The organism is Pyxidicoccus sp. M15 (assembly GCF_056858435.1).
This window is the reverse complement of record NZ_CM166495.1, coordinates 597815-621076: the sequence shown is the minus strand read 5'-3', so window position 1 is coordinate 621076 and position 23262 is coordinate 597815. Positions and strand designations below refer to the sequence as shown.

18 protein-coding genes are annotated in these 23262 nt (G+C 69.0%); 7 read left to right on the top strand and 11 right to left on the bottom strand.

The window, feature by feature from the left end; translation table 11 throughout:
• The first annotated feature begins 79 nt into the window (after positions 1 to 79).
• A complete protein-coding gene (locus ACX9TP_RS02410) occupies positions 80 to 2797 on the top strand; it encodes a sensor histidine kinase (RefSeq protein WP_482978080.1) in 2718 nt (905 codons plus the stop codon).
• A gap of 54 nt (positions 2798 to 2851) precedes the next feature.
• On the opposite strand, the gene ACX9TP_RS02405 is transcribed toward ACX9TP_RS02410, so the two are convergent.
• Together ACX9TP_RS02405 and ACX9TP_RS02400 are read right to left on the bottom strand one after the other, a co-directional pair.
• Positions 2852 to 3397: a hypothetical protein gene (locus tag ACX9TP_RS02405; RefSeq protein WP_482978079.1), complete on the bottom strand. Its 546-nt coding sequence runs from the start codon at positions 3395 to 3397 to the stop codon at positions 2852 to 2854.
• A gap of 251 nt (positions 3398 to 3648) precedes the next feature.
• A complete protein-coding gene (locus ACX9TP_RS02400) occupies positions 3649 to 5649 on the bottom strand; it encodes a S9 family peptidase (protein WP_482978078.1) in 2001 nt (666 codons plus the stop codon).
• Positions 5650 to 5866: 217 nt separating this feature from the next.
• On the opposite strand from ACX9TP_RS02400, the gene ACX9TP_RS02395 reads away from it, so the two are divergent.
• Positions 5867 to 6778 (top strand): acyl-CoA desaturase, encoded by a 912-nt coding sequence (locus tag ACX9TP_RS02395; protein ID WP_482978077.1) that lies wholly within the window; start codon positions 5867 to 5869, stop codon positions 6776 to 6778.
• Positions 6779 to 6793: 15 nt separating this feature from the next.
• On the opposite strand, the gene ACX9TP_RS02390 is transcribed toward ACX9TP_RS02395, so the two are convergent.
• Entirely contained in the window at positions 6794 to 7453 is a 660-nt protein-coding gene (locus ACX9TP_RS02390) for a hypothetical protein (RefSeq protein WP_482978076.1), read from the bottom strand.
• 273 nt (positions 7454 to 7726) lie between these two features.
• Here ACX9TP_RS02390 and ACX9TP_RS02385 point away from each other — a divergent pair, with 273 nt between their 5' ends.
• Together ACX9TP_RS02385 and ACX9TP_RS02380 are read left to right on the top strand one after the other, a co-directional pair.
• Positions 7727 to 8326, top strand: coding sequence for a hypothetical protein (locus ACX9TP_RS02385; RefSeq protein WP_482978075.1), 600 nt, complete (start codon positions 7727 to 7729; stop codon positions 8324 to 8326).
• Between the two features lie 150 nt (positions 8327 to 8476).
• Entirely contained in the window at positions 8477 to 8812 is a 336-nt protein-coding gene (locus ACX9TP_RS02380) for a hypothetical protein (protein WP_482978074.1), read from the top strand.
• Positions 8813 to 8861: 49 nt separating this feature from the next.
• Here ACX9TP_RS02380 and ACX9TP_RS02375 read toward each other — a convergent pair whose 3' ends face one another.
• Both ACX9TP_RS02375 and ACX9TP_RS02370 read right to left on the bottom strand, forming a co-directional pair.
• Entirely contained in the window at positions 8862 to 12473 is a 3612-nt protein-coding gene (locus ACX9TP_RS02375; protein ID WP_482978073.1) for an ABC transporter permease/M1 family aminopeptidase, read from the bottom strand.
• The gene (locus ACX9TP_RS02370; RefSeq protein WP_482978072.1) at positions 12470 to 13384 is read right to left on the bottom strand and encodes an ABC transporter ATP-binding protein; all 915 of its coding nucleotides are present in this window, start codon (positions 13382 to 13384) and stop codon (positions 12470 to 12472) included. Before ACX9TP_RS02370 ends, ACX9TP_RS02375 begins: the two co-directional genes overlap by 4 nt.
• Positions 13385 to 13524: 140 nt before the next feature.
• Here ACX9TP_RS02370 and ACX9TP_RS02365 point away from each other — a divergent pair, with 140 nt between their 5' ends.
• Entirely contained in the window at positions 13525 to 13980 is a 456-nt protein-coding gene (locus ACX9TP_RS02365; protein ID WP_482978071.1) for a VOC family protein, read from the top strand.
• A gap of 223 nt (positions 13981 to 14203) precedes the next feature.
• On the opposite strand, the gene ACX9TP_RS02360 is transcribed toward ACX9TP_RS02365, so the two are convergent.
• The 5 genes from ACX9TP_RS02360 to ACX9TP_RS02340 form a co-directional block, all read right to left on the bottom strand.
• A complete protein-coding gene (locus tag ACX9TP_RS02360; RefSeq protein WP_482978070.1) occupies positions 14204 to 15466 on the bottom strand; it encodes a type II toxin-antitoxin system HipA family toxin in 1263 nt (420 codons plus the stop codon).
• The gene (locus ACX9TP_RS02355) at positions 15453 to 15647 is read right to left on the bottom strand and encodes a helix-turn-helix domain-containing protein (RefSeq protein WP_482978069.1); all 195 of its coding nucleotides are present in this window, start codon (positions 15645 to 15647) and stop codon (positions 15453 to 15455) included. Before ACX9TP_RS02355 ends, ACX9TP_RS02360 begins: the two co-directional genes overlap by 14 nt.
• A gap of 555 nt (positions 15648 to 16202) precedes the next feature.
• Positions 16203 to 17036 carry a DNA alkylation repair protein gene (locus ACX9TP_RS02350; RefSeq protein WP_482978068.1) on the bottom strand — a complete coding sequence of 278 codons (834 nt, stop codon included), beginning with the start codon at positions 17034 to 17036 and terminating at the stop codon, positions 16203 to 16205.
• Between the two features lie 83 nt (positions 17037 to 17119).
• On the bottom strand, positions 17120 to 17803 hold the full coding sequence (locus ACX9TP_RS02345) for a cytochrome P450 (protein WP_482978067.1): 684 nt from the start codon (positions 17801 to 17803) through the stop codon (positions 17120 to 17122).
• Between the two features lie 168 nt (positions 17804 to 17971).
• Positions 17972 to 18385, bottom strand: a complete 414-nt coding sequence (locus ACX9TP_RS02340) for a hypothetical protein (RefSeq protein ID WP_482978066.1) — start codon at positions 18383 to 18385, stop codon at positions 17972 to 17974.
• A 546-nt stretch (positions 18386 to 18931) separates the two neighbouring features.
• Between ACX9TP_RS02340 and ACX9TP_RS02335 the strand changes: the two genes are divergently transcribed.
• Complete coding sequence (locus ACX9TP_RS02335) at positions 18932 to 19660, top strand: type 1 glutamine amidotransferase (protein ID WP_482978065.1); 729 nt, start codon at positions 18932 to 18934, stop codon at positions 19658 to 19660.
• Positions 19661 to 19761: 101 nt separating this feature from the next.
• On the opposite strand, the gene ACX9TP_RS02330 is transcribed toward ACX9TP_RS02335, so the two are convergent.
• Positions 19762 to 21888 carry a hypothetical protein gene (locus ACX9TP_RS02330; RefSeq protein ID WP_482978064.1) on the bottom strand — a complete coding sequence of 709 codons (2127 nt, stop codon included), beginning with the start codon at positions 21886 to 21888 and terminating at the stop codon, positions 19762 to 19764.
• Positions 21889 to 22799: 911 nt separating this feature from the next.
• Here ACX9TP_RS02330 and ACX9TP_RS02325 point away from each other — a divergent pair.
• Complete coding sequence (locus ACX9TP_RS02325; RefSeq protein WP_482978063.1) at positions 22800 to 23018, top strand: hypothetical protein; 219 nt, start codon at positions 22800 to 22802, stop codon at positions 23016 to 23018.
• The last annotated feature ends 244 nt before the right edge of the window (positions 23019 to 23262 follow it).

The window sequence follows — 23262 nt, the reverse complement described above, 5'->3', positions numbered from 1 at the left end:
GAGAAGCCAGGCCGGCCCGGCACACCGGGGGCATCCCCCGTTCGTGAACGGCATGTTCCCATTCCCGGACGGGGGCGCGATGACCAGGTCGGCGGTATCCAGATGGGGTGAGCCGTGGCAGTACGGGGCGCAGGCTCCGGAAGTAGAGGAACGGCTGGCGCTGCTGGCCGAGGCCTCGCGGGTGCTGGCCGACGTCAGCCTGGAGCCCCCGGCCGTCATGGAGCGGCTGTGCGAGCTGGTGGTCCCCCTGCTGGGCGCGGCGTGCGCGCTGCGGCTCACGTCCGAGGACGGCCGGTGGCTGCGCACGGTGGCCTCGGCCTGTGCCTCGCCGGAGACACGTCCCCTCTTCCAGTGCCTCATCGCCCCGGTGCTGCGCGCGGACGAGGGCCCCTCCGCCGAGGTGCTGCGCTCCGGCCAGTCCCTGTGGGTGCCGCGCCAGGAGGTGGAGGAGCTGCGCCGCCTGGTGCCCCCGCAGCACCACGGGATGTTGGAGCGGCTCCCCTTCACCCGCTCGCTGGTGCTGCCGCTGCGCGCACGCGGACGGGGGCTGGGGACGCTCACCGTGTGGCGGGAGCCAGCGGCGGCGCCCTTCGAGGCAGGGGAGCAGCTGCTCCTCCAGGAGCTGGCGGACCGGGCGGCCCAGGCGCTGGACGTGGCACGCGCGTACGCGGCGGAGCGGCGGGCGCGGCAGGCGGCGGAGGTGGCCGCGGGCCGGCTGGCGCGCTTGCAGCGGGTGACGGCGGAGCTGTCCCAGGTGCTCACCGCGCCGCGCGTGGCGGAAGTCGTCGTGGACCAGGGCGTGGACGCGGTGGGCGCGCGCGGCGGCGGCTTCTGGCTGGTGGAGCCCGGGGACAAGGAGGCCCGGCTGCTGCGCTGCACGGGTGAGGACGCGCGCATGCTGTCCGCCGTCTTCGCCGTGGTGCCGCTGGAGCGCACCTCGCCCATCACCGAGTCCATCCGCGAGGCGCGCCCGGTGTGGCTGGAGACGCCGGAAGCGCTGGCCTGGCGCTTCCCGGAACTGGCCGAGCGCTGCCGGCGGGCCCAGGGCAATCCGGCGCCCTCGTCGGTGTGCCTGCCGCTGTCGGTGGACGGACGCGCGCTGGGGGCGCTGCTGTTCACCTTCTCCGAGCCGCGCGCCTTCGACGACGACGAGCGCGCCTTCCTGGAGCTGCTCGCCCACCACGCCGCGCAGGCGCTGGCGAGGGCCCGGCTGCTGGAGCAGGAGCAGCGCGCGAGGGCGGCGCTGCGCGAGGCGCACCAGACGCTGGCCGCCATCATCCAGGCGTCGCCCGCGGCCATCATGCTGCTGGACATGGACGGCACGGTGCGGCTGTGGAACCCCGCCGCGGAGCGCATGTTCGGGTGGACGGCGGACGAGGCGCTCGGACAGGTGCTGCCGGTGGTGTCCGTGTCGCGCCAGGACGAGTTCCGCCGCCACCTGGAAGGCGTGGCGCAGGGCCGGGTGCTGGAGGGCGCGGAGACGGAGGGGCAGCGCAGGGACGGCACGCCCATCCAGGTGGCGCTGTGGACGGCGCGGGTGTGCCCGCCGGGCGGCCCCATGCAGTGCCTGGGCATCCTGGTGGACGTCACCGAGCGCCAGCGCAGCGAGGAAGCCCAGCGCTTCCTCGCGGGCGCCGGCGGGGTGCTCGCCGCGAGCCTGGAGCAGGAGGAGACGCTGGAGCGCGTGGCGCACCTCGCGGTGCCCGCGTACGCGGAGGCCTGCGGCGTCTTCCTCGCGGACGAGGCGGGCGAGGCACGCTGCGTGGCCACGGCGTGCGCGGACGACGGCGTCCCGATGTCGGGAGCGACCATGGCCTCCGCCGCACCGCCCGGTGTCCCGGTCCCCGGCCTGGAAGTGGTGTCGCGAGTCATGGCCTCGGGAGCGCCGGAGCTGCACTTGGACCCGGAGGCGGACGCGTCCGGGGACGCGAGCGCCTCGCTGTGCGTGCCGTTGCAGGTCCGCGGTCAGACGCTGGGGGCGCTGACGTTCGTCACGTCACGGCGGCCCTATGACGCGAGGGACTTGGAGCTGGCCCAGGAGCTGGCCCGGCGAGCGGCCCTCGCCATCGACAACGCACGGCTCTACCGCGAGGCACGTCAGGCCATCCGCCTGCGCGAGGAGTTCCTCTCCATCGCCAGCCACGAGCTGAAGACGCCCATCAGCGCGCTGCAACTCCAGGTGCAGCTCCTCCAGGGGGCGCTGGCGCGCTCGCCCTCGGGCATTCCGCCGGACCGCCTGCGCCGGGGCCTGGACGTGGTGGGCCGCCAGCTGAAGCGACAGACGCAGCTCGTCAACGAGCTGCTGGACGTGTCCCGCATCAGCGCGGGACGGCTGGAGCTCAGCCTGGAGCCGCTGGACCTGGGCGCGCTGGTGCGCGAGGTGGCCGAGCGCTTCGAGCCCGAGCTGTCACGCACCGGCACCCCGCTGGAGCTGGTGCTGGCACCGGACGCCGTCGGACGGTGGGACCGGCTGCGGCTGGACCAGGTGCTCACCAACCTCCTGTCCAACGCGGTGAAGTACGGCCGGAGCCAGCCCGTGCGCATGGTGCTGACGGCCACCGCCGAGCGCGTGCGCCTGGACGTGAGCGACGGGGGCATCGGCATCGCCGCGGAGCACCTGTCGCGCCTCTTCCATCGCTTCGAGCGCGCCGTGTCCGAGCGCAACTACGGCGGCTTCGGGCTCGGGCTCTGGATTGCGCGGCAGATGGTGGAGGCCATGGGCGGCCACATCGCCGTGTGCAGCAACCTGGGCGTGGGCTCCACCTTCACCGTGGAGCTGCCCCGGGCCACGGGGTGAGGGACGCTTCCACGTCCCCCAACCCGGAGCACCGTGCGGAGTGCGCTCCGCGGCCTACAGCGCCAGGAGCAGGATGGCGGCCTTCTCCTCGGGGGAGGCGGCCATGAACTCGTCCGGCAGCCAGACCTCGGACGGCGGCGTGGAGGCGACGTCGCAGCTGCGCTTGCCCACGTAGTAGCGGCCATCCTCCTGCGCCTTCAGCCGGTAGGTGCAGTCACGGACGTAGACCTTCATCTCGTTGGGGCTCAGCTTCAGGTCCACCGGGCGCCCGCCGAAGCCGCCCTTGGCGACAATCGCGTCACCCTCCTTCGCCACCTTCAGGTTCACCGTGGCGCCGGCCAGCACGCCCTTCACCTGGCCCTCCTTCACCTCCAGGGTGACGGCGCCCAGGTACGTGCGGCCTCGCAGCTCCCCGGGGGTGCGCGTGAGCTGGAAGTCCGCCCCCGTCACCTCTCCCGGCGTCATCACCAGGTTGTACTGCTCGCGGGCAATCCGCAGGTTGATGGCGTCATGCCGGGGCGCCGACACCGCGACCCCTGCCCCCAGCAGCACGCCCACCACCAGCACACCCCGACGCAGCGGCATCAGAAAACGCTTCATACGGAATCCTCCCTACTCCCAGGCCTGGCTCCGGGAGTCTTAACGTCCGGCCGCACGGCACATACCGGCCAGACCTCCACCTCGCGCCAACCTCCGGGAATCACATCCGGAAATCTGCGCACGCCCTCGCCGCTTCCCCGCAGGCCGCCTGCCCGCCCGCCCGCTCGCCCGCACCACCCCGGGGAACGGGCCCGGTGTCGGGCCCATCCCCGGAGAGCGGCCCTCCGGGGCCGCAAGTCCCACGCGGCCGGCTACTTCGAGCCGGAAGCGCCACCGCCCCGCGCGGGCGGGGTGCCCAGGTGCTTCTCCAGGAACATCAGCGCGGTCATCTGCGCGTAGTCGCGGTTGTCCTTCTTCTGGAAGCCGTGGCCCTCGTCGGTGGCCAGCATGTACCAGACGTCCGAGCCGCGCTTGCGCACCGCCTGCACCACCTGCTCCGCCTCCGACTGCGGCACGCGCGGGTCATTGGCCCCCTGCTGCACGTAGAGCGCGGCGCGAATCTTCTCCACCGAGCCCAGCGGGGAGATGCGCTCCTGCACCTTGCGCACCTCGGCGTCGCGCTCGTCGCCGTACTCCGCGCGCCGCAAGTCCTGCCGATAGGCCTGCGTATTCTGGAGGAAGCTGCCCAGCGAGGAGATGCCCACCAGGTCCACCGCGGCCTTGATGCGCTCCGGGTAGAAGGCCACCGACGCCAGCGTCAGGTAGCCGCCGTACGAGCCGCCGTAGACACCCACCCGCGCGGCGTCCAAATCCTGACGCGAGGCGATGAAGTCCAGCGTCGCGCCGATGTCCGCGAGGCTCTGCTCGCGCTTCACGCCGTCATCCATGGCCCGGTACGCCTTGCCGTACCCGTCCGAGCCGCGCACGTTGGGCACCAGCACCGCCATGCCCAGCTCCGTCACTAGGTACTGGGTGAAGTTGCTGAAGGTGGGGAGGCTCTGCGACTCGGGGCCGCCGTGGAAGATGACGACGACGGGCACCTTCCCGGTGGCCTGCTTCGGCTTGTAGAGGAAGGCGGGCACCTTCACGCCGTCGGTGGACGGGTAGCGCACCAATTCCGGCTCCGTGAAGAGGTCCGGGTCGATGCCGCCCACCTCCGAGCGCGTCCACCGCGTGGGCTTGCGCGTCTTGAGGTCCAACGTCCACACGTCCGAGGGCGAGCGTGCGTTCCCCATCGCGAAGGCCAGCAGGTCCGGACGCTGGAGCGGGAAGCGCAGCGTGGACACCACGCCCTTCGGAGTCTCCACGGGCGTCAGCTTCTGCGTGCGCGTGTCCATCAGGTACACGCGCACGAAGCCGTCCTCGTTGAGGCCCACCGCGAGCTGGCGGCCGTCTGACGACAGCGCCGCGCTCACCACGTTCCACCGCACCGACTTCGTCAGCGACACGGGCGTCCCGGTGAAGGGCGCCTTCGCCAGCTCCAGGCGGTACAGCTCCGCGAAGTCACCGTACCGGTCCGTCACCAGGTACACGGCCTGCCCGTCCTGGCTGAACAGGGCGAGGCCGACGCTGCCCTTGCCCTCCTTCGGGGTGAGCTGGCGGCGCTCGCCCGTCTTGAGGTCCACCACGTGCAGGTCGGCGTCGTCCACCGCGCGCGTCTGGACGACGAGCAGCTTCGAGCCGTCCGGGGAGAACTCCACCGGGAGCCACGTCCCCTGCGCCTCGGTGACGCGGCGGGCCTGCTTCGCGTCGCGGGTGGGGGCCACGTACACGTCCGTGTCCTTCCCGTTGCGGGCCGTGCTGCTGTACGTCAGCCAGCCGCCGTCGCGCGACACGCGCAGGCCCTCGTGGCGGCTCTTGCCGTCGGTGAGCAGCTCCGAGCGGCCCGTGCGGCGGTCCAGCCGGAAGAGCTGGAAGAACTCACCGCCGCCCTTGTCCTGCAGGTAGTAGATGACCTGCGGGTTGCCGGGCTGGAAGCGCGCGTTGCTGATGGGCTCGTCCGCGAAGGTGAGCTGCGTGCGCGCCCCCATGGGCATCTCCACCACGTGGAGCTGGTTGGTGTTCGCGAAGCGCGTGGCGATGAGCACCTGCTTCCCGTCGCCCGTCACGTCCACCAGCGAGGCCGAGCGCGCCTCCAGGTACTGGTCCAGCCGCTGGCGCAGCTCCGGCGGTACGGGCGGCACGTTGCTCACCCAGACGTTCGGTTGGCCGGGCAGCGGCGCGATTCCAGGCACCTGCGACGGCGCCTTGGACGACGGCGCGGCCTGCGCGGCGAGCAGCGACACAATGAGGGGAAGGGCTCCAAGGGTCATGGACGCGCAAGGTAGCAGCGCGGCTCCGAGACAACCTAGACGTCGATGCTCGCGTCAGTGCTCTGACGCACAGCGCCTCCGCCCTGTCCACGCCGTGCACGGCGCACCGTGAACGGCGTTGACAGTTCCGCCCGCGAGCCCGTGCAAGCGCGCGGAATCAGGCCCTGTCTCCGGTGGCAGGGCGCTTGCGATGGCCTTGTTCCGAAAGGAGCAGGCCATGGACACGCGGTGGGGTGAGGCGAAGCTGGACGCGGGGAAGGTGTTCCGCTGGTGCCTGCTGCACGTGGGCGCCGTCGCGGGCGGCTGGGTGTTCTTCTCGTGGAGCGCGGTGGCGGTGTTCGCCGTGCTCACGGGCGTGACGATGTGTCTCGGGGTGTCGGTGGGCATCCACCGCGGCCTCATCCACCGCGCCTTCCGCGCGCCGCTCGCGGTGGAGCGGACGCTCGGCTTCGTGGGCACGCTGGCGGGCCTGGGCGGCGCCATCGGCATGAGCCGCATGCACCACCTGCGCGACTTCCACCAGAACCAGCCGGAGGCCGACTGCCCTCCCTACTTCGGTTACCGCGCCGGCTTCGCGCGCGTCATGGCGTACGCCCTCTTCCACACGTGGCACGCGAAGGACGCGGCCGTGTACCCGCCCGTGGAGCCGCGCGTGGAGGAGGACGCGTTCTTCCGCGCCCTGGAGCGCGCGGGGCTGTGGCTCCAGGTGCCGCTCGCGCTGGGGCTGTATGCCCTGGGTGGCGCCTCGTGGGTGGCCTGGGGTGTCTTCGTGCGGCTGGCGCTCACGCAGGACGGCTTCTGGTGCGTCCACTACGTGAGCCACGTGGAGGGCGAGCAGCCCTACGAGTTGCCCGGCTGCGCGGAGCAGGGACGCAACGCGGGGTGGCTCGCGCTCGTGAGCATGGGTGAGTCGTGGCACAACAACCACCACGCGTATCCCGGCTCGGCGCAGATGGGGCTTGGCTGGCGGCAGCCGGACCCGGGCTGGTGGACGGTGCGGGCGCTCGCCGCGCTGGGGCTCGTGCACGACGTGAAGGCGCTCGGGGACCTGCCGCTGCGCGCCGGGGCTCGCAGGCGCAAGGAGCCCCGTCACCCCTCGCGGCGTCGTCCCCGCTTCCAGCCCGTGTGAGGCACACCCGGTGCTTCAGAAGGCCCAGCCCACCGACAGGTCCACGCGCTCGCCGACGAACCAGGAGTGGGTGCGGGTGGTCTGCTCGACAACCCCACCGTCGGGCCCCAGCTGCTGCGCGCGTGTCTTCTGGGTGTTGCTGGCATACCGCCCTTCGAGCCCCGCTCCGAACTGGATGGCGAGCCCCCGCCCCACGATGGTGCTGTACCCCAGCAGGGCCGCGCCGCCGAAGCTCCAGCTCCGGAAGTCGGACGGGCCGAAGGCCAGCTCCCCCTCGCCGCTGCTGTTCAGCCATTGGTGGGACACCCCGAGCCGCGGCGACACCCAGAGGCCCTCGGGCGCGGTCCCCGTCAGGAAGAAGCGAGCCATCGGCTCGGCGCCCAGCAGGTACTCGCGCTGGTTGGACGCCCCGTTGATGCTGGGATTGCCCAGGACTTCGGAGCGGTACTCCGAGTGGGCGATTCCCGCCCGCAGACCGAGCCCCACCGACAGGCGCGGCCCCACCACCCGCTCACCGCCCACCTCCATCAGGCCATTGCCGAGGAGGCGCAGCACGGAGATGCCCAGGATGGTCTTTCGCGCCTCCGGCTCGGACGGAGGCGCTGCGTCCGTCGTCGCGGCGCTCGCGGAGGTGGACAGCAAGACGGTCATCAGCAGCGTGTGGATGTGCTTCATCGGTGAGAGCCCCCTCTTGAGAGTGGATGGGCCCGGCCTTCCGGGCATGTGCACAGGCCTTGTGCAACCGCCGTGCACAACGCCGCGCCAGAGGGGACACCGGGACGCGTGGACAGCTCGCCATGCCAGCGTGTCAATGCCTCACGAGCAGGGCCTGTCACGCTGACACCCCGGGCGTGCACCCCACGGCCAAAAAATTGGGACCCGTGATTTTCGCGCCGGGCCGCCCCCCTTTAGGAGGCGCGAGTGAAGTGAGTCCTGACGGGGGAGGTCATGATGAAGACCCATGTGCTGGTGGCCGTGGTGCTGTCCGCGCTGACCGCTTGCGGTGGTGACGAGAACGAGGAAGGCGGTGGTAACGCCCCCACGGAGGTCGACCAACGCTCGCACATGACAGGGACCTACCCCGTCACGGGCACCCTGACGCTCGTGGCCAACGGCGAGTCCGACGTTTCCCAGGTGCAGGACACCTTGCGAATCGCCAACGACACGACCTCCGTCTCCAAGGCGGCGATTCGCCTCGACATCAGCTCCCTGGGCTGCGGCCCTCGCGCGTCGATGAACGGACCGCGCAACTTCTCCGTGAGCAAGACGCAGTGCCCGATGCCTTCGGACAACGGCTGCACGTACTCGATGACGTACACCGGGGGCACCGGCAGCAAGGAGACCGACGGGGCGCTCCGGACGTCCCTCCAGGGGCAGATCACCATCGACTGCGGCGGCAGGAGCCTGACGGTCGACGTCGTCATGGTCATGAACGGCTCGCGGACGGGCCAGTCCCTGCCCGGCACGCGCGAGGACGCGCTCACGGGCACGGCGCCGCTCACGCTGCACGACGCGGTGGAGCGGCTGGCGCGCTCCGCTCAGCACTGAAGCGACCGGCCCCGCGACTCCGGACGCGGGCCTGACACCGTCTGACGTGCCTTCCGCTCCACGGCCACATCGTGGAGCGGTGGCGCATCTGGCACCCGCCTCCACCTCGCGGCAGGCAATCCACGCCGGGCTATTGCAGACTGTCCCGACATGAATCGATGGAAGCTGGCGTTCTTCGCGGTGCTGGGGCTCTGGATGCTGACACTGGTCGTCGGGGCGTACACGACGGTGGACGGGGCCGTCAGCGCGACCTACCAGCGTGATGGATACGCCGACTGCGAGGCGCACCGCGACTGGCTCGACGCGATGCTGCGGGGCCAGGTGACGCGCGCGGAGGTGAAGGCGGCCCGCCCCAAGGTGACGCGCACCCTGGACGACCACAGCGACGTGCTGAAGCCCGGCGACGTCAGCGTCAACTACGACGCGAACGGCCGGTACCGCGCCTCGCAGTTCGGCGCGAGCAGCACGCCGGGATACGAGCCGTAGCCGCGCGGGACGAGGGCCCGGACACGAGGGCCCCTGCCCCGAGCGAAGCTCACAGCTGCAGCGCCGCGACCTCGCGCCGCAACTGGAGCACGCGCACGTCCGGGTCCACCACCCACCGCTCGGGAGCGAAGTCGGCGCGCACCGTCACCTCCGCCTTCTCTCCCGCGCCCAGCACCACCGTCTTCCGCGCGTCCCGGTAGTCCGGGGACCAGGTCGCCGGCCCCTTCGCGGCCTCCTCCTCCGTCCGCTCCGGGAAGCGCTCGCCCTTCACCGCGGCCACCTCCACCGGCATGCGTCCGGTGCCGGTGTTCTCCACCGTCACCGTGGCGACCCACTGCCCACCCTCCTGCTTCACGCTGGCGGCGGACAGCCGGTACTCCGGCACATTCACTTCGTGGAACCACTGCTGGACGAAGGCGTCGTAGGCCGCCGCGTCCTTCGCGAAGGGCCGCATCGCCGCGGTGAAGTCCTGCAGCACCGGGTGGTCCGCGCTGGGGATGTACTGACGCAGGAAGGCCTGGAGGCCCGCGTGCATCGCCTCGCGGCCGAGCAGGTCCTCCATCATCCAGAACACCCAGCCGCCCTTGTCGTAGAGGACGGTGTTGTCACCCTCGCGCGTGCTGTCCAGCTTCACCAGCGGCTGCTCCGAGTCCAGGCGGCGGTCCTTCGCGTAGCGCTCCTCCAGCCGCTTCGCGATTTCCATCCGCGTCGCGGGCCCCTCCAATTGCTCGGCCAGCTTCAGGGCCGAGTAGTGCGACGTGCCCTCCGACAGCACCTCGCCGCCCGGACCCTTGCCCGGAATCAGCATGTTGCCCCACCACTGGTGCGCCGCCTCGTGCGCGGTAATCAGCAGCACCGCGTTCGCCTTCGGCGTGCTCTTGGTGAGGAAGCCGATGCTCTCCGAGAAGGTGATGTTGGTGGCGAAGCCCTGCGCGTACGTGGCCAGGCCGGGGAACTCGGACAGCTTCAACTCCTTCCACGGATACGGGTAGAACCACTCCGAGTAGTACCGGCGCGCGGCGTCCAGTCCGCGCTGCATCTCCCGCACGTTGTACGTGTGCGACGGGTGGTGGAAGACGGCCGTGCCCTCGCCGCGCAGCACCGTCCACTTCCCCGCGACGATGTTGAACATGCTCATCGGGTGGTCGCTCTTCCACACGCTGGTGCGGCGGCCGTCCTTCACCTCGTCGCTCTCCAGCACGCCCACGGAGTTGAGCGTGTAGTCCGCCGGCCCCGTCACGCGGATGTGCGTGGTGAAGGGCGTGCCCGTGCCCCACGCGGCCTCCGTCTGCCCCTCGTAGAAGCGGTCCGGGTACACGCGCGGCTCGTACTTGTTCTCCTTCGGGTCCACGCCGATGTCGTCCCTGAAGCCGATGACGGGCGCGAACGAGGGCCCGAAGCTGGTGAGCACCACGCCCGACGGCAGGATGAACTCCTCCACCTTCCCGCCGTCCTTCGTCGCTCCCTTCGGGAAGTGGCCGTGGAAGTCGAAGCCCACGCGCAGCACCGCGCCCGGCTGCATGCCGCCCGCCGGCCGGAAGACGTACAGCCGCGAGCGGTCCTCCGGCTCGGACTCCTTCCCGTCCACCGTCCAGCGCACGTCCTCCCAGTGGTCTCCACCGGTGAGCGCGAAGGACTCCAGCGGCTTGTCGTGCCGGTTGACCAACGTGTACGTGCCGCGCGTGTGGAACGTGCCGGCCTCGGGCTCCAGGTCCACGTCCAGGTCCACGTCCTGAATCGCCGGCTGCGGCGCGTCCTTCCACGTGGCCAGGTTCTTCTGCCAGTACTCCTTGGCGCGCTTCTTCGCCGCGTCGCCCTGCCAGCCCTGCCCCACCTGCACCGCCGCGCCGATGAGCGCCACCGCCGGCACCACCATCCACGGGGACAGCCGCCACGCGCCGCTCAAGAGCCCGCGAGGCTTCAGCCGCTCCAGCAGGCTCACCGAGTCCGGCGCCCGCCGTCCGTCCAGCCGCACCGCCAGCGCCGCGAAGAAGGCCGCCAGCCCCAGCGCACCCACCCGGTTGAGGACGAGCACCGTGCGGTCCAATTCGAACGGCCCCAGGTCCGACCAGAGCACCGTGCCCCACAGCGGCCAGTTCGTCGCCCAGTTCAGCTCGCCGCGCACCGCCGCGAAGCCGGTGAGGCACAGCACCGCCAGCGCAAGGCCATACGCGCCGAAGCGCCCGCCGGCCACCGCGCGCGCCGCCAGCACGAAGCACGTCCACAGCACGAAGGTGGGCACGAGCAACAGCCCCCAGACCATGGCGTAGGGCACCACCGCCACCGGCACCTTGCCCTGCGCCAGCTGCACCAGCGACGCCGCCAGCCACGTCGCCATCAGAATCGCCACGCCCACGAAGCTGTTGGCGAGCGCCTTGCCCAGCAGCACCGACAGCGTGCGCACCGGGGTGGCGTCGTGGATGGGCGCGAAGAAGTACGCGCGCTCCCGCTCCAGCGACTCCACCGTGTAGAACATGAGCAGCAGGCACACGAGCGTGGACGCCTGCCCCATGCTGCGCACCGCGAAGTGCCCCGGCGTGGCCAATAGCGGCGTGTCGAACGGCCCCACCGCGTTGAGCGACTGCACCACCGTCTGCAACAGGATGATGGGCACGAAGAGGTAGAGCCCCGGCTGGGACAGCAGGCCGCGCGCCTCCACGCGCGCCACGTCCCACAGCCCGGACAAGAGCCCCGGTGCGCGCACGCCCATGTTCAGCGACGCCAGCGGCGCCAGCTCGCGGAACGTCCCCAGCGGCGTGGCGGGCGGCACGTCCGCCAGCGTCTTCCCCTTCACCGGCCGCACCGGCGCGCCGCGCAGCCCCCGCGCCACGTGCCGCGCGCTCCAGGCCACGCCGCCCAGGCCCACGGCGATGAAGCCCAGCCGGCTGAAGACGAAGAGCGCGTCCAGCCCCACGCGCTCGTGGTTGTAGAACTCCACGCCCCGGTCGACCTTCACCCACGTCTCGCTCAGCCACCGCAGGCCCGCCGGCTCCACCGCCATGAGGAGGCGATTCACCCGCGGGTCCAGCCACCCGGGCGACCAGTCCCAGAGGAAGAAGGCGCAGAGGAACATCAGCACCACGGGCAGGAAGTAGACGAGCACCGGCCGCCGCGTCAGCTCGCCCACCGCGAAGGCCGTGCCCGCCATGAACACCAGCAGCGGCACGCCGAAGAAGAGCGCCGGCCGCACGTAGTTGAGCAGCGACAGCGGGCCCCGGTACTCCGCGTTCGCCCCCGCGGGCACCACGTGGTGGAAGAACACCAGGAAGGCCACCATTGCCCCGAGCGCCAGCCCATACGCGGCCAGCACCGCGAGGAACTTGCCCCACACGTACTCGCGCGGCGTCAGCGGCGTGGTGTGGAGGATGGGGCCCACCCGCGCTTCCTCATCCGCGATGACGCCCATGCCGGCGCCCACGGAGATGAAGAACGTGTAGAGGAGGAAGGTGAGGAAGATGAGCGTCTGCGAGACGGCGAACTCGCTCGTCACCCACGCCTTCTGTCCGCCCACCTGGCTGGCTCCGGACTCAATCGTCACGTTGCCGGACGACAGGCCCCACACCACCAGGAAGGTGATGAGCAGCAGGATGACGAACAGCGGGCGGCGCATCTGGTGCGCCAGCTCCGTGCGCACCACGGTGCCCAGCCGTTGCGCATTCATCGCGCCACCTCGTGGACGGGCGCGGGGGCCTCGGCGGGCGTCTGCTCGTCCTTCATCAGGAGCAGGTATGCGTCCTCCAGCGTGGGCGTCACGCGCTCGAAGCCCTCGGGCACGGCGGCGTTCGGCGCGTGGATGCGCACGCGGTTGCGGCCCTCGAAGAGCACGGCCTGCGTGACGCGGCGGGTGCGCTGGAGCTCGGACAGTTCGGCCGCGGAGGCGGTGCCCTCGAAGATGGTGCCTTGAATGGCGGCCTTCGCGTCGGTGGGGGACGTAATCGCCACCACGCGGCCCTGGCGGATGACGGCGAAGCGCGGGCACAACATGGCCACGTCCTCGACGATGTGCGTGGACAGCAGCACCGTGCGCTCGTGGGCCACCTCCGCCAGCAGCCGGTAGAAGCGCAGGCGCTCCTCGGGGTCCAGACCCGCGGTGGGCTCGTCCACGATGATGAGCTTCGGGTTGCCCGCCAGCGCCTGGGCGATGCCGAGCCGCTGCCGCATGCCGCCCGAGTACTCCTTCACCTTCCGCTTCGCCGCGAAGGTGAGATTCACGCGCTCGAGCAACTCCGCGCACAGCTTCTTCAGGCCCTGCGGCGCGGTGACGCCCTTGAGCTTGAGGAGATACAGGAGCATCGCCTCGCCCGTGAGGTACGGGTAGAAGCCGAACTCCTGCGGCAGGTAGCCCAGGTGCGGGCGCAGCGCCTGCGGATTGCGGACGATGTCCGTCCCGTCCAGCGTCACCTCCCCCGAGGTGGGCTCCAGCAGGCCCGACAGAATCTTCATCAGCGTGGACTTGCCGGCGCCGTTGGGCCCCAGCAGGCCGAACATGCCGCGCGGCACGTCCAGGTCCACACCACGCAGTGCGGCGACGGGGCCGGGGTACACCTTCACCAGATTGCGGAGGGAGAGCATGCCCCCATGTACGCCTGGACCTGGGGGGTCATTTCCATCCACTGCTTCACACACCACTGAACAGACTTGCAGGCCGGGGCGCGCGTCGCGCAGTCTCCCGCTCCCCGCGTGGAGCGGGGCCCACCCCCGGAGGAGCAGACATGCCCAAGGCGATTCCCGACGGTTATCACTCCGTGACGCCGTACCTGGCGCTGAGCAATGCGTCGAAGGCCATCGAGTTCTACAAGGCCGCGCTCGGCGCCACCGAGCTGTACCGGATGCCCATGGGGCCGGACAAGGTGGCCCACGCGGAGCTGCAGATTGGCAACTCGCGCATCATGGTCTCCGACGAGTTCCCGGACGTGGGCGCCCGGAGCCCGAAGCACTTCGGCGGCACGCCCATCGGGCTGTGCATCTACACGGAGGACGTGGACGCGCTCGCCGAGCGCTTCGTGAAGGCCGGCGGGAAGATGGTGAGGCCGCTGGAGAACCAGTTCTACGGCGACCGCTCCGGCCACTTCGTGGACCCCGAGGGCTACAAGTGGACCCTCGCGCAGCACGTCGAGGACGTGTCGCCCGAGGAGATGAACCGCCGCATGGCGAAGATGGGCGGGTAGTCGCGCCGCGGGCGGTTGAAGCCCAGGCCCCGGTGCGAGAGGTCGAGTCCGCACCGGAGCGCTTCAGCAGACTGCCGACCGAAGATTCGAAGGCACCTCCGCCGAGCAGCGCCGCCGCCCAGTCAGGCGGAGGTGGAAAGGCTGCTGGAGGTGGTACGCCACCGCGTCCTGCGCCTGTTGGAGAGCCGCGGTGCGCTGCCAACGGAAGGGCCGGAGGGCGGCCTCATGCGCCGACCTTCACCTCGGCCCCGCTGGCACCCTCACCGCGAAGCTCACCCAGGCGCTTCCTCATCGTCTCCCGCAGGAAGCGGGTCTTCCGTTCGTCGAAGCCAATCTCCTCCAGCCGCTCCATCCAGGGCCCCGCCGCGACACAGAGCCTGTCGAGCATCTTGATGACAGCGCCCTCGTTCACCCCGTAGCGCTTCCCGAAGGCGATGAAGTGAGCCCGCTTGAGGTTGTCGTTCCTCCCTTCGAACTGCAGGGCCATCTGCTGGTCGGCATAGGGCAGCGTGGTGAGCAGGTCATAGGCGGGGGACAGTCGGGAGCCCCCCGCCGGGCCATCCGCGAGGATGCTCACGTTCTTGGCATGCAGGTCCCCATTGCCGATGAGGTAACTGAAGGCGATGAGCAGCAGGAAGCGAGCCATTTCAGGAATGGGCGCTGCGCACGTCTCACGGATTCCTTCCGCGATATCCGAGCAGGGGATGCGGTACTTGTCAGCGGGGTACCGATTCAGGAACTGGCAGGCATCCTCCTGGTGGAGCCGCAGGAACCGCTTCTCCGCCTTCAGCCACACGCGGTCGAAGCGCTCCACCAGAAGTCCGGGATTCTTCTCCCGGTCGTGGATGAGCCGGGTGGCAGCAACCTTGAGACCGCAGTCCCTGGCCATCTGCATGAAGAAGTGTTCGCTCTGGACGAGTTGGGGCTTCCCGTCGGGATTCAGCTTGAGGATGTACGCGTGTCGACCCCTCGGCATCAGGGGGAATGAGATGGTCGAAGCCGAGAGCTTCTCCTGCACGCCTGGGATGACAGGCTCGTTGGCCTCCGTCCCAGTCCGAGAGAGGCTCTGCTCGAACAGCTCCTTGAAGAGGACGGTGTCCGGGCGCCAGCGCTCCGCACGCAAGCTGGGCATCACCAATTCCTCGCCCCTCGGTACCACCGACAGGTCTCCAACGGTATCGGTGCCCGCGGCAATCAGCAGACTGAGCAGGTCGTCCTCCGAGGTCTTCGTCCGCTGGATCAACGCACGCAGCCGAAGCCCCTCGGGCAGCAGACCGGCGAAGTACGTGTGGAGGTTCGCCCCCAGCGTCTCGACATGTCGCTGCACATAGGGGAGATGGACCGCCAATCCCCCTTCCTGCCGCCCATGCTTCGCGAAGAACGCCTCGTCGTAGTCGAAGTCCGAGCCTCGAGGTGTCCGGGTGATGGAGCCGACGAGCGTGGTCTCGCGCCACACGTCGGCGACCTGAACATCAGTAGGTCGCATCACCCAGCTTCTCACTCACGCGGAAGCGCTGCTTGCCGCTCTCGAGCGCGAGCTGCAGCCCGAGGACATTGAGTACATCAAGGAGCTTGTCCAGCCGCAGGGTGGGCTTGCGGCCACTCTCCACGTCGTAGATGAAGACGGGGCCACACCCGGCGAGCGTGCTGACGTCATGCTGGGTCAATCCCAACCGCTTGCGTTGGGTGCGAACCGCTTGCGCGAGTGCCTGTCTCCAGACGCTCGAATCACCAGGGGCATCCGCTGGCATGGGCTTCGGTACTCCTGAGGGCTCCCCTGCCTGGGGGCAGAATCCATTCGTTCGGATGGAGTCTAGTGCAGATTGGCGCATTCCGCCATTCTCTAACCCCGAATCCATCCGATCGAATGCAATTTAGGGCTAGATTGCATTCCGGCAGCAGCTTCACACCGTTTCTATTCGGTCGCATGGATCGCAACGCTGACTTTTGCGTCAGGGACGGCGGCTTGCCCTATTTTCCATGCGCTCGCGAGGATTTTCCCTGGCCGACGAGTGCTCCCATGGTGCCCCAGAAGGGGGCACGCCTGCCGGCCTGCCCTGTCCGTGGCGAGCCTGCCTGAAGGGGGCTCCAGCCTCCTCCTCGAAGCCACTGCCCACCATGTGCGTCTGCTCCGCGCTCACACCGTCACCCGGCACGGACACCGTCACGGTGCCGGTGCCCGCACGCCAGCAGCGCCTTCGGTGGCCCCGACATGGTCGAAGTCAGCGCGCCCGCCCCCCGGCGGCTGGCTTCTTTCCGGCGCTCTTGTTCCTGGCCGGAGCAGCCTTCGCCTTCGAAGGTGCCGGCTTCCTTTCTCCGCGCGCCGTCTTCGCCTTCGCGGCCGCCTCCATCGTCTTTCGGGCCACGGTCTTCTCGCCCTTCCGCAGCGCTTGCGCCGCGGCGATCCACTCCGGCGCGTAGCTCGACGTGCAGCCCTTCGGAACCGGTCGCGGGTCCCACCGGCCGAGGCGCTCGCCGATGGCGATGGCCTCCGCGGTGTGCGCGGGCAGGTGGAGGCCCATCCAGACCAAGCAGAAGTTGATGCCCTCCTTCACCCGGTACGGTGCATCCGGCAGCTCACGCTCGATGCGCGCGAGCGTCGAGCCCACGTCGAGCTCCGTCGCGAGCCCGCGCGCGATGCGCCCGGCGAGGAGCTTCCACCCGGCGCGGCGAGGGAGCTCCGCGCGGCCTTCCATCCACCGCGCCTGCAACGCCTGGGCGATGGGCGCATGCACGAGCACGCGTCCGACGAGCTCGTCGACCAGGGTCGGGTTCGAGAGCGGCTCGAGGAGCCCGCGCGCCTCCTTCTCGGTGAGCGCCGCGGGGTCGAGCAGCATGCACGCGAGGATGCGCGCCTCGTGGTTGCCGGTCGCCCACAGCTCCAGGCCGAGCCCATGGTTCGTCCCCAGCGCCTCCGCGAGACCACGAAGCTTGCCGAGCAGCACGCCGAAGACGTTGTCGCCCGCACCGTCGCGCACGTAGCGCTGGCGCACCTTCTCGTCGCCCTGGCTCTCGAGCTGCTTCATCACCTGGGACAGCGTCATCGGTTTAGGCATTCGGGAACACCTCGGCGGACGATGAGAAGGCGACGGGAGGGTGGCACGGCAGGCGCCCGCGGTCGACCGGGCACCGCGGGCCGTCAGAGGGCCTGGCGCGAATGGACGTCCCACGCGACGTCCAGGCTCTCGTGCCTCCGGACGGTGACGCTCTTCAGGAAGCCCGGCTTCTGCCCCGGTACGAGCCGGAGCCCCGGCAGACTCCGGAGCAGGGCCTCCAATGCCAGACGCGCCTCGAGCCGTGCCAGCGGCGCGCCAATGCAGAAATGGAGGCCCTGCCCGAAGGCGAGGTGCTTCTTGACGTCGGGCCGCCGGACGTCGAAGCGCTCCGGCTCGTGGAAGCGGGCGGCGTCGCGGTTGGCCGACGCGTAGACGATTCGGATGTGGGCTCCCCTGGGAATGGAGACGCCCCCGAGCTCCACCGGCTCCAGCGCCGTACGGAACATGGCATGCACGGGGGAAATCATCCGCACTGCCTCCTCGACCGCACCCGCGATGAGGTTCGGGTCGTCCCGGATTGCCTGCAGCTGCTCCGGATTCTCGAGCAGGAGCTCCACCGCGCCCACGATGAGGCCCGCGGTCGTCTCGTGCCCCGCGAAGTGCACCTGCATCAGCAGGCTCACCAGCTCCGCCATGCTCATGGGCGGCGTCATCCCCTGCGCCCCGGTGACGATGTCGCTCATCAGGTCCTCCTGGGGAGCCGTCTTCCGCTCCTCGATCGCCGCGGCGAGATAGCGCTGGAACTCGACCACGCCTCGCGCGCGCACGACCTGATGCTCCACGGGCCCATGGGCCGCGAGGACCGTGCTCAGCTCGTCGGACCAGCGCCGGAACCTGTGAATGTCCGAGCGGGGGATGCCGAGAATCTCCGCGATGATGCTGGACGACAGCGGATGAGCGAACCGGAGGAACAGGTCCCCCTGCCATGCGACGCGTCAATTGCAGAAGACGTAGCTGCTGCACTGCCCGGAGGCGAGCGTCGGGTACGTCCCGGGGATGCTCGCGGACGTGGCGGCGCACTTCGACACTGCCCACGCCTTCAGCGTCTTGTAGCCGATGCACTGGAACGGCTGCGGGTCCCCGAGCCACGTAATCTGGCAGCAGTAGTGGCTGCCGAGGGTCTGCTCGGAGCCCTCGCCCTTCATGGCCTCGTCCAGCGCGCCTGCTTCGCCCTCCGCGACGACTGACTCGTAGGCTCCGGAGACCTCCGGAGGCATGAGGACCCGTGTGGACTCCGCCTCGGGAGAGTCCGAGGTGAGCGCCTCCTCCGCGGGCCCACAGGCCGCCACGAGGGCGAGGAGCGAGAGGAGGGTCAGCGGGTTCAGACGGGACGGGGCGCTTCGGGGCATACGGTCCTCCAGAGGAGTGGACTCACGACGACACCCACCACGAGTGAACAACATACACCCAACCCGTGAACACCTGCAATTCCGTTGCATGACGCAGCGAGGCGTCGCAGCTGCGGTGTTTCGGCATGCCAGTGGTGAAACCGGGCGAAGTGTCACACGTGGCCGAGCTTCGACGGCTTGTTTCGCAGCGAGCGTTCGACCTCCGCGCGCTCGAGCGCGTCGTCGTCGTGCTGCTTCGAATCACTCCCGGGCATGGCGCTCAGCCTCGCATCCTCCGACGTCGAGCGTGGCGCCAGAGAACTCTCCGATACCGAGCGAGATGGAGGCGCGGTCCTGCCGCACACGATGACGGCCCCCCGCGCGCGCAGCTAGCTTGCGAGCGCGCCAGGGCCCGCCCGAGCATGTGCAGCCGGGCGGGGGCGGCGCTCCTCAGGCAGGGGCTCGGGCTGTCACCCAGGTGACGGCCCTGGAAGCGGGTGTCTCGCGGTGGGGTGTCGCGGACATCCATCGCTTGACCCGACGTGCGTCCCTCCGGATGGTTGACGCATGTCTGCTGCAACGCCGCGCGCAGTCCTCTTCCAGCACGATGCCCCCGTGAGCGCGGGCGCCCTCGCGGGTGCGCTCGTCCGGGCGGGGTTCACCCTGGAGACACGCTTCCGCGAAGTGCGGCCCGGTGACGCCGAGGCGGACCTGGTGGTCGTCCTCGGTGGCTTCATGGGCGTCTACGAGGCCGACCAGCATCCCTACCTCCGAGAGGAGCTCGCCCTGCTGGAGCGTCGGCTCCACCAGCGTCGCCCGAGCCTCGGCGTGTGCCTCGGGGCGCAGATGCTCGCGGCCGTCTCGGGCGCCCGCGTGTACCAGGACCCGAAGGGCATGGTGGTGGGAGCCCAGGCCATCCACGTGGCGCCCTCGGGCCGAGCGCACCCCCTCTTCACCGGGGGCCCCGAGTCACTCCTCGTCACCCAGTGGCACGGCGACACCTTCGACACCGTGCGCGGCGCGGAGACGCTCGCGTTCTCGGAGCGCCAGCCGCAGGAGGTGTTCCAGCTGGCGAATTCGGTGGGCTTCCTCTTCCACCCCGAGGTGGAACCTCCAACGCTGGAGTCCTGGGCGCGCGCCTTCCCCCAGTCCCTGTCCCGCGCGGGGCGTCAGCTCGACGACATGCTCGCGAGGGACGTGCCGTCGCTCCAGGCCGCACGGGCCGACAGCGAAGGTCTGCTGAAGCGGGTCGCCGAACACTTCGCTCGCGAGAGGAAGCCTCCTCCATCACCTTGAAAGGGAGGCCTGAGCGGGCTGACGCGCGCTGCAGGTCTCACTGCTCGTGGAGCTTCCACCTCCTCCACGAGCAGCCGCTTCACGGGAGCCGCGGGAACTTCTCAGGGCACGATGGGGAAGGGACGTGGCTCGGTCGTCGGACACAGGCCGTAGATGGTCTGCGTGAACTTGAAGTCAGCCGTGGTGTCCCCGAACTGGGAAGTGCAAAGCGTGGAATCGGTCCTGACGCAGTGCCCCGATGTGTAGGAATTGTGGCCGCTGCCATTGCCAGGCCCGTCCCACTCATACAGGTAGAAATCGAAAGCGCCGCGCGCCCCCCGCGAGAAGTCCCTCACGCACTCGCTCGAACGCAAGCACGTCACATCCGCGAAATAGTTGCACGTCTTGGACCACCAACTCCCCGAGACATGGTGAGGAAAGTATTGCGACGTGGCCGCTTGCTCGAAGGGACGAATCTTGTCGCCCAGCCATTGATAGAGCGTCGTGTTCGCGGGCATTCCTCCCCCGTAGACATTCGTCGGATAGTAGGACAGCGGGTGATTGCACTGGCTCCACTTCGGCATTTCCAGGCACTTTCGCTTCGCTACCCCCAGCTCGGTCGACCCAGCAGCGCAGTTGCTCGCCATGCCTGATGACCCATAGGTGTCCGCGAGCTGGCAGCGCTGCACGCGTTCGATGTCGATCATGTTCCACCGGGCCATCTGGTCGCGCGGCACCTGGTAGTCAGCGAAGACCTCGAAGTAGTCGTAGTTCATGTACTGGGCCGGCTGCATGTAGTGAGCCAGCGACTGCCCGACGAGCGCCGAGTTGCCGACCGTCACACTGTCCACGAAGCCCTGGAAACGCGTGGCGAAGTTGTTGCGATCGATTCCCACCTCGAAGCCGCGAACGCCTCCCACCGAGTAGGCCTTCACAACCACGCCCAGTGACTCCATCAGCTGTTGGGTCTCCTGGTTCACGGAGCCGGAGCCATTGGCGCTCAAGATGCTCTGGATCTTGAGGGCGAGCGAGGAAGACTGTTGCGCCCGGTCGACGCTGCTGAATCGCTTCGCGTCGAACTTGAACACCATGTAGAACTTCGCCCCGCGCGTCACCGCATAGACATACTGGTCACCACAGCGTTCGCGGAACTTGAACTGAGCGTTCTTGTTGTTGGGGATCAGCACGTTGACGAAATCCGGCTTGAGCGGCTCGGCAATCGTGTTCAGGGTCCAGTGGTCGATCTGCTCCTCCCATTCGACGACGATGGTCTCCTGATGGCCATCCGAGATCTGTTCGGTGAACCGGCTCTTCTTGTTGGTCAGGTCGAGCTCGCTCTGTCCAACCCCCAGGTTCAGTCCCCCCGACATGTTGATATCCAGCAACTGCGCCAGATGGCTGATGGTGCTCGCCCGGTTGACGGACATCGACCTGGTATTGACGGGATTCGAGATGACCTGGAAGCTCGGATGAGCTGTATCCAGGCAGATCTGCGCATAGGACTCCGCGATCTCATTGTACCCTTGCCCCAGATACATCAGGCCGCTCACGGGCCCCAGGGTATTGACCGGGCTCGAAGTGACGCTGAAGCCCTGGTTTTGAGCGGTGTAGAGCGCGTTCTCCTGGTCGTGCACGTACAGGAACGGGAACTCGGAGTAGAGGTCGACGGCCGGAACCGGCTCCGCGAGCATGTTCGGACCCCACGTGTAGTCGCTACAAGTCCATGAGTTGCAGGTACGAACCCGGTAGCGATACACGCCTGCGGGAACCTCCGTGACGAAATACGACAGGCCTTGTCCCTGATAGACGACCTGCCAGTAACCAGAGCTCCGAAGCTCCTCGAGGACGTAGTAGTCATCCCAGCCCCAGGTGTCCGACCAGCCCACCGTGAAGGACGGACTCGTGATGTAGGACGGGTAGTTGATCGCGGCGGGGGCTAGAGGCACGGGAGGCGGCGGCGGCGGCGGCGGCTCACACGGGTCCGGATCCCCGGGCAGGTTCTTTTCATTGATCTTGGCAACATCATAGACCTCGATGGGACAGGGCTCGGTCAAGCCTTGAACCGTCTTGTGCTCATCCCCTGTAGCGGGCGCACCGGCCTCGGTCATCCCGTCGGATGGCTCCACCTGGCCGCCACAGGCCCCCAATACCAAAGGCATCACAAAGAGTGTCAAAAGAGAGACCCGTCCCAGAGTTCTTGCGTCCAATGCATCCTCCAAATCAGCAGAAAATAAAAACACCTCAAACACACGACTTCACTCAGAGCGCCTGATAGAAGTAGGGGCCGGGCAAACTCCTCCCTGGGGAAAGCCCCGTCATGCCGGACTTTGTCAGGCGCTCTACAGGGTTGCCCTGTCAGCACCTGGCCGCGCGGCATTGGCATTCATTTCAGGAATTGCAGTTCACACGGCGAGCGCAGAAGGCGCGGCACGCGTCCTGGCATTCGCCTTTTGTTTGTTTCAACCAGGCAATGACGGTGGGGCGCTCATCCTGTCGGATTCCCCTGCAGCGCATGCCGTGTCATCACCAGCAGCACACCGTGCCTGCATGGCTTCGGAGTAGCTGTCTACCTGCAGGCTGGCAGCTCGTTGGGCGAGCTCACCACTGCCGCGGGTAGCAAGAAAGTAAGCAAAGCAGGTCACAACGATTGTCTACGTCTGTCGCATGCGGACTTCCTCCTGACCCTGCTGGTGCAGCCTGGTTACATCCTGGGACTACGTCAGAAAGAGTCACCGAGAGGCCGAACTATGCAGGGCGCCCGGTGTTTTCTTGAAAAGGCCGGCGGGGCGGTCCGTATGCATGAAGGAGCGCACATGGAGTCAGGGGCCCCTCCCGATTGCCTCGAGCCTCGAGTCGAGCTCTGAAACAGGCGGAGGTGGGGCATGCCGGGTTCCTGCTCGGATGACCTATGCGAGCGCGTGCTGGCGGGCTGGAGCGCAGGAGCCGAGCAGCGCCGCTGTGACAGGGGCCGCCCGAGCAGTGCGTCCAGGCGGTGGCTGGCCGCCGACAGCGTCACCCTGCGCCGGGAGCACCGCGCCGGGGAGAAGTGCTTCGTGGACTTCAGTGAGAATGGGGTGCGGGAGCGTGGACGCGGCCACGGGCGAGGTACGGGTGGCGCAGCGCTTCGTGGCGGCGCTGGGGGACCAGCAACCTGACTTGCGTGGAGCCCGTCTTCAGTGAGGACGTGCCCACATGGGTGGGCTGCCACGTGCGGGCCTTCGCGTACTTCGGCGGCGTCAGCGAGTGGGTGGTGCCCGACAACCTCGAGGCCGGCGTCACCGGGGCGCACCGCCACGAGCCGGACGTCAACTCCACGTACGTGGACCTGGCGCGGCATTACGGCTTCGCGATTCTCTGTGTTACCGAGCGAGCGGGTTGATGGGATTGGGCGGGGCAGCAGCGCGCCGATGTCGCTGATGGAAAGGGAGGATGGCGCGCACCGCCTCCGCTTCAATACAGCGATAGAAGCCGCAGACCTCACCCAAACACAGGAGCGCGGTGCACGGGTCGTCCCCGGGCGAATGACACTCCAGCTCCGACTCCTCTCACGCATGCTGCATGGGAGGCTGGTCGACAGGAGAGCAACCCAGCCAGGACATAGCCAGCAACGAGAACCACAATGA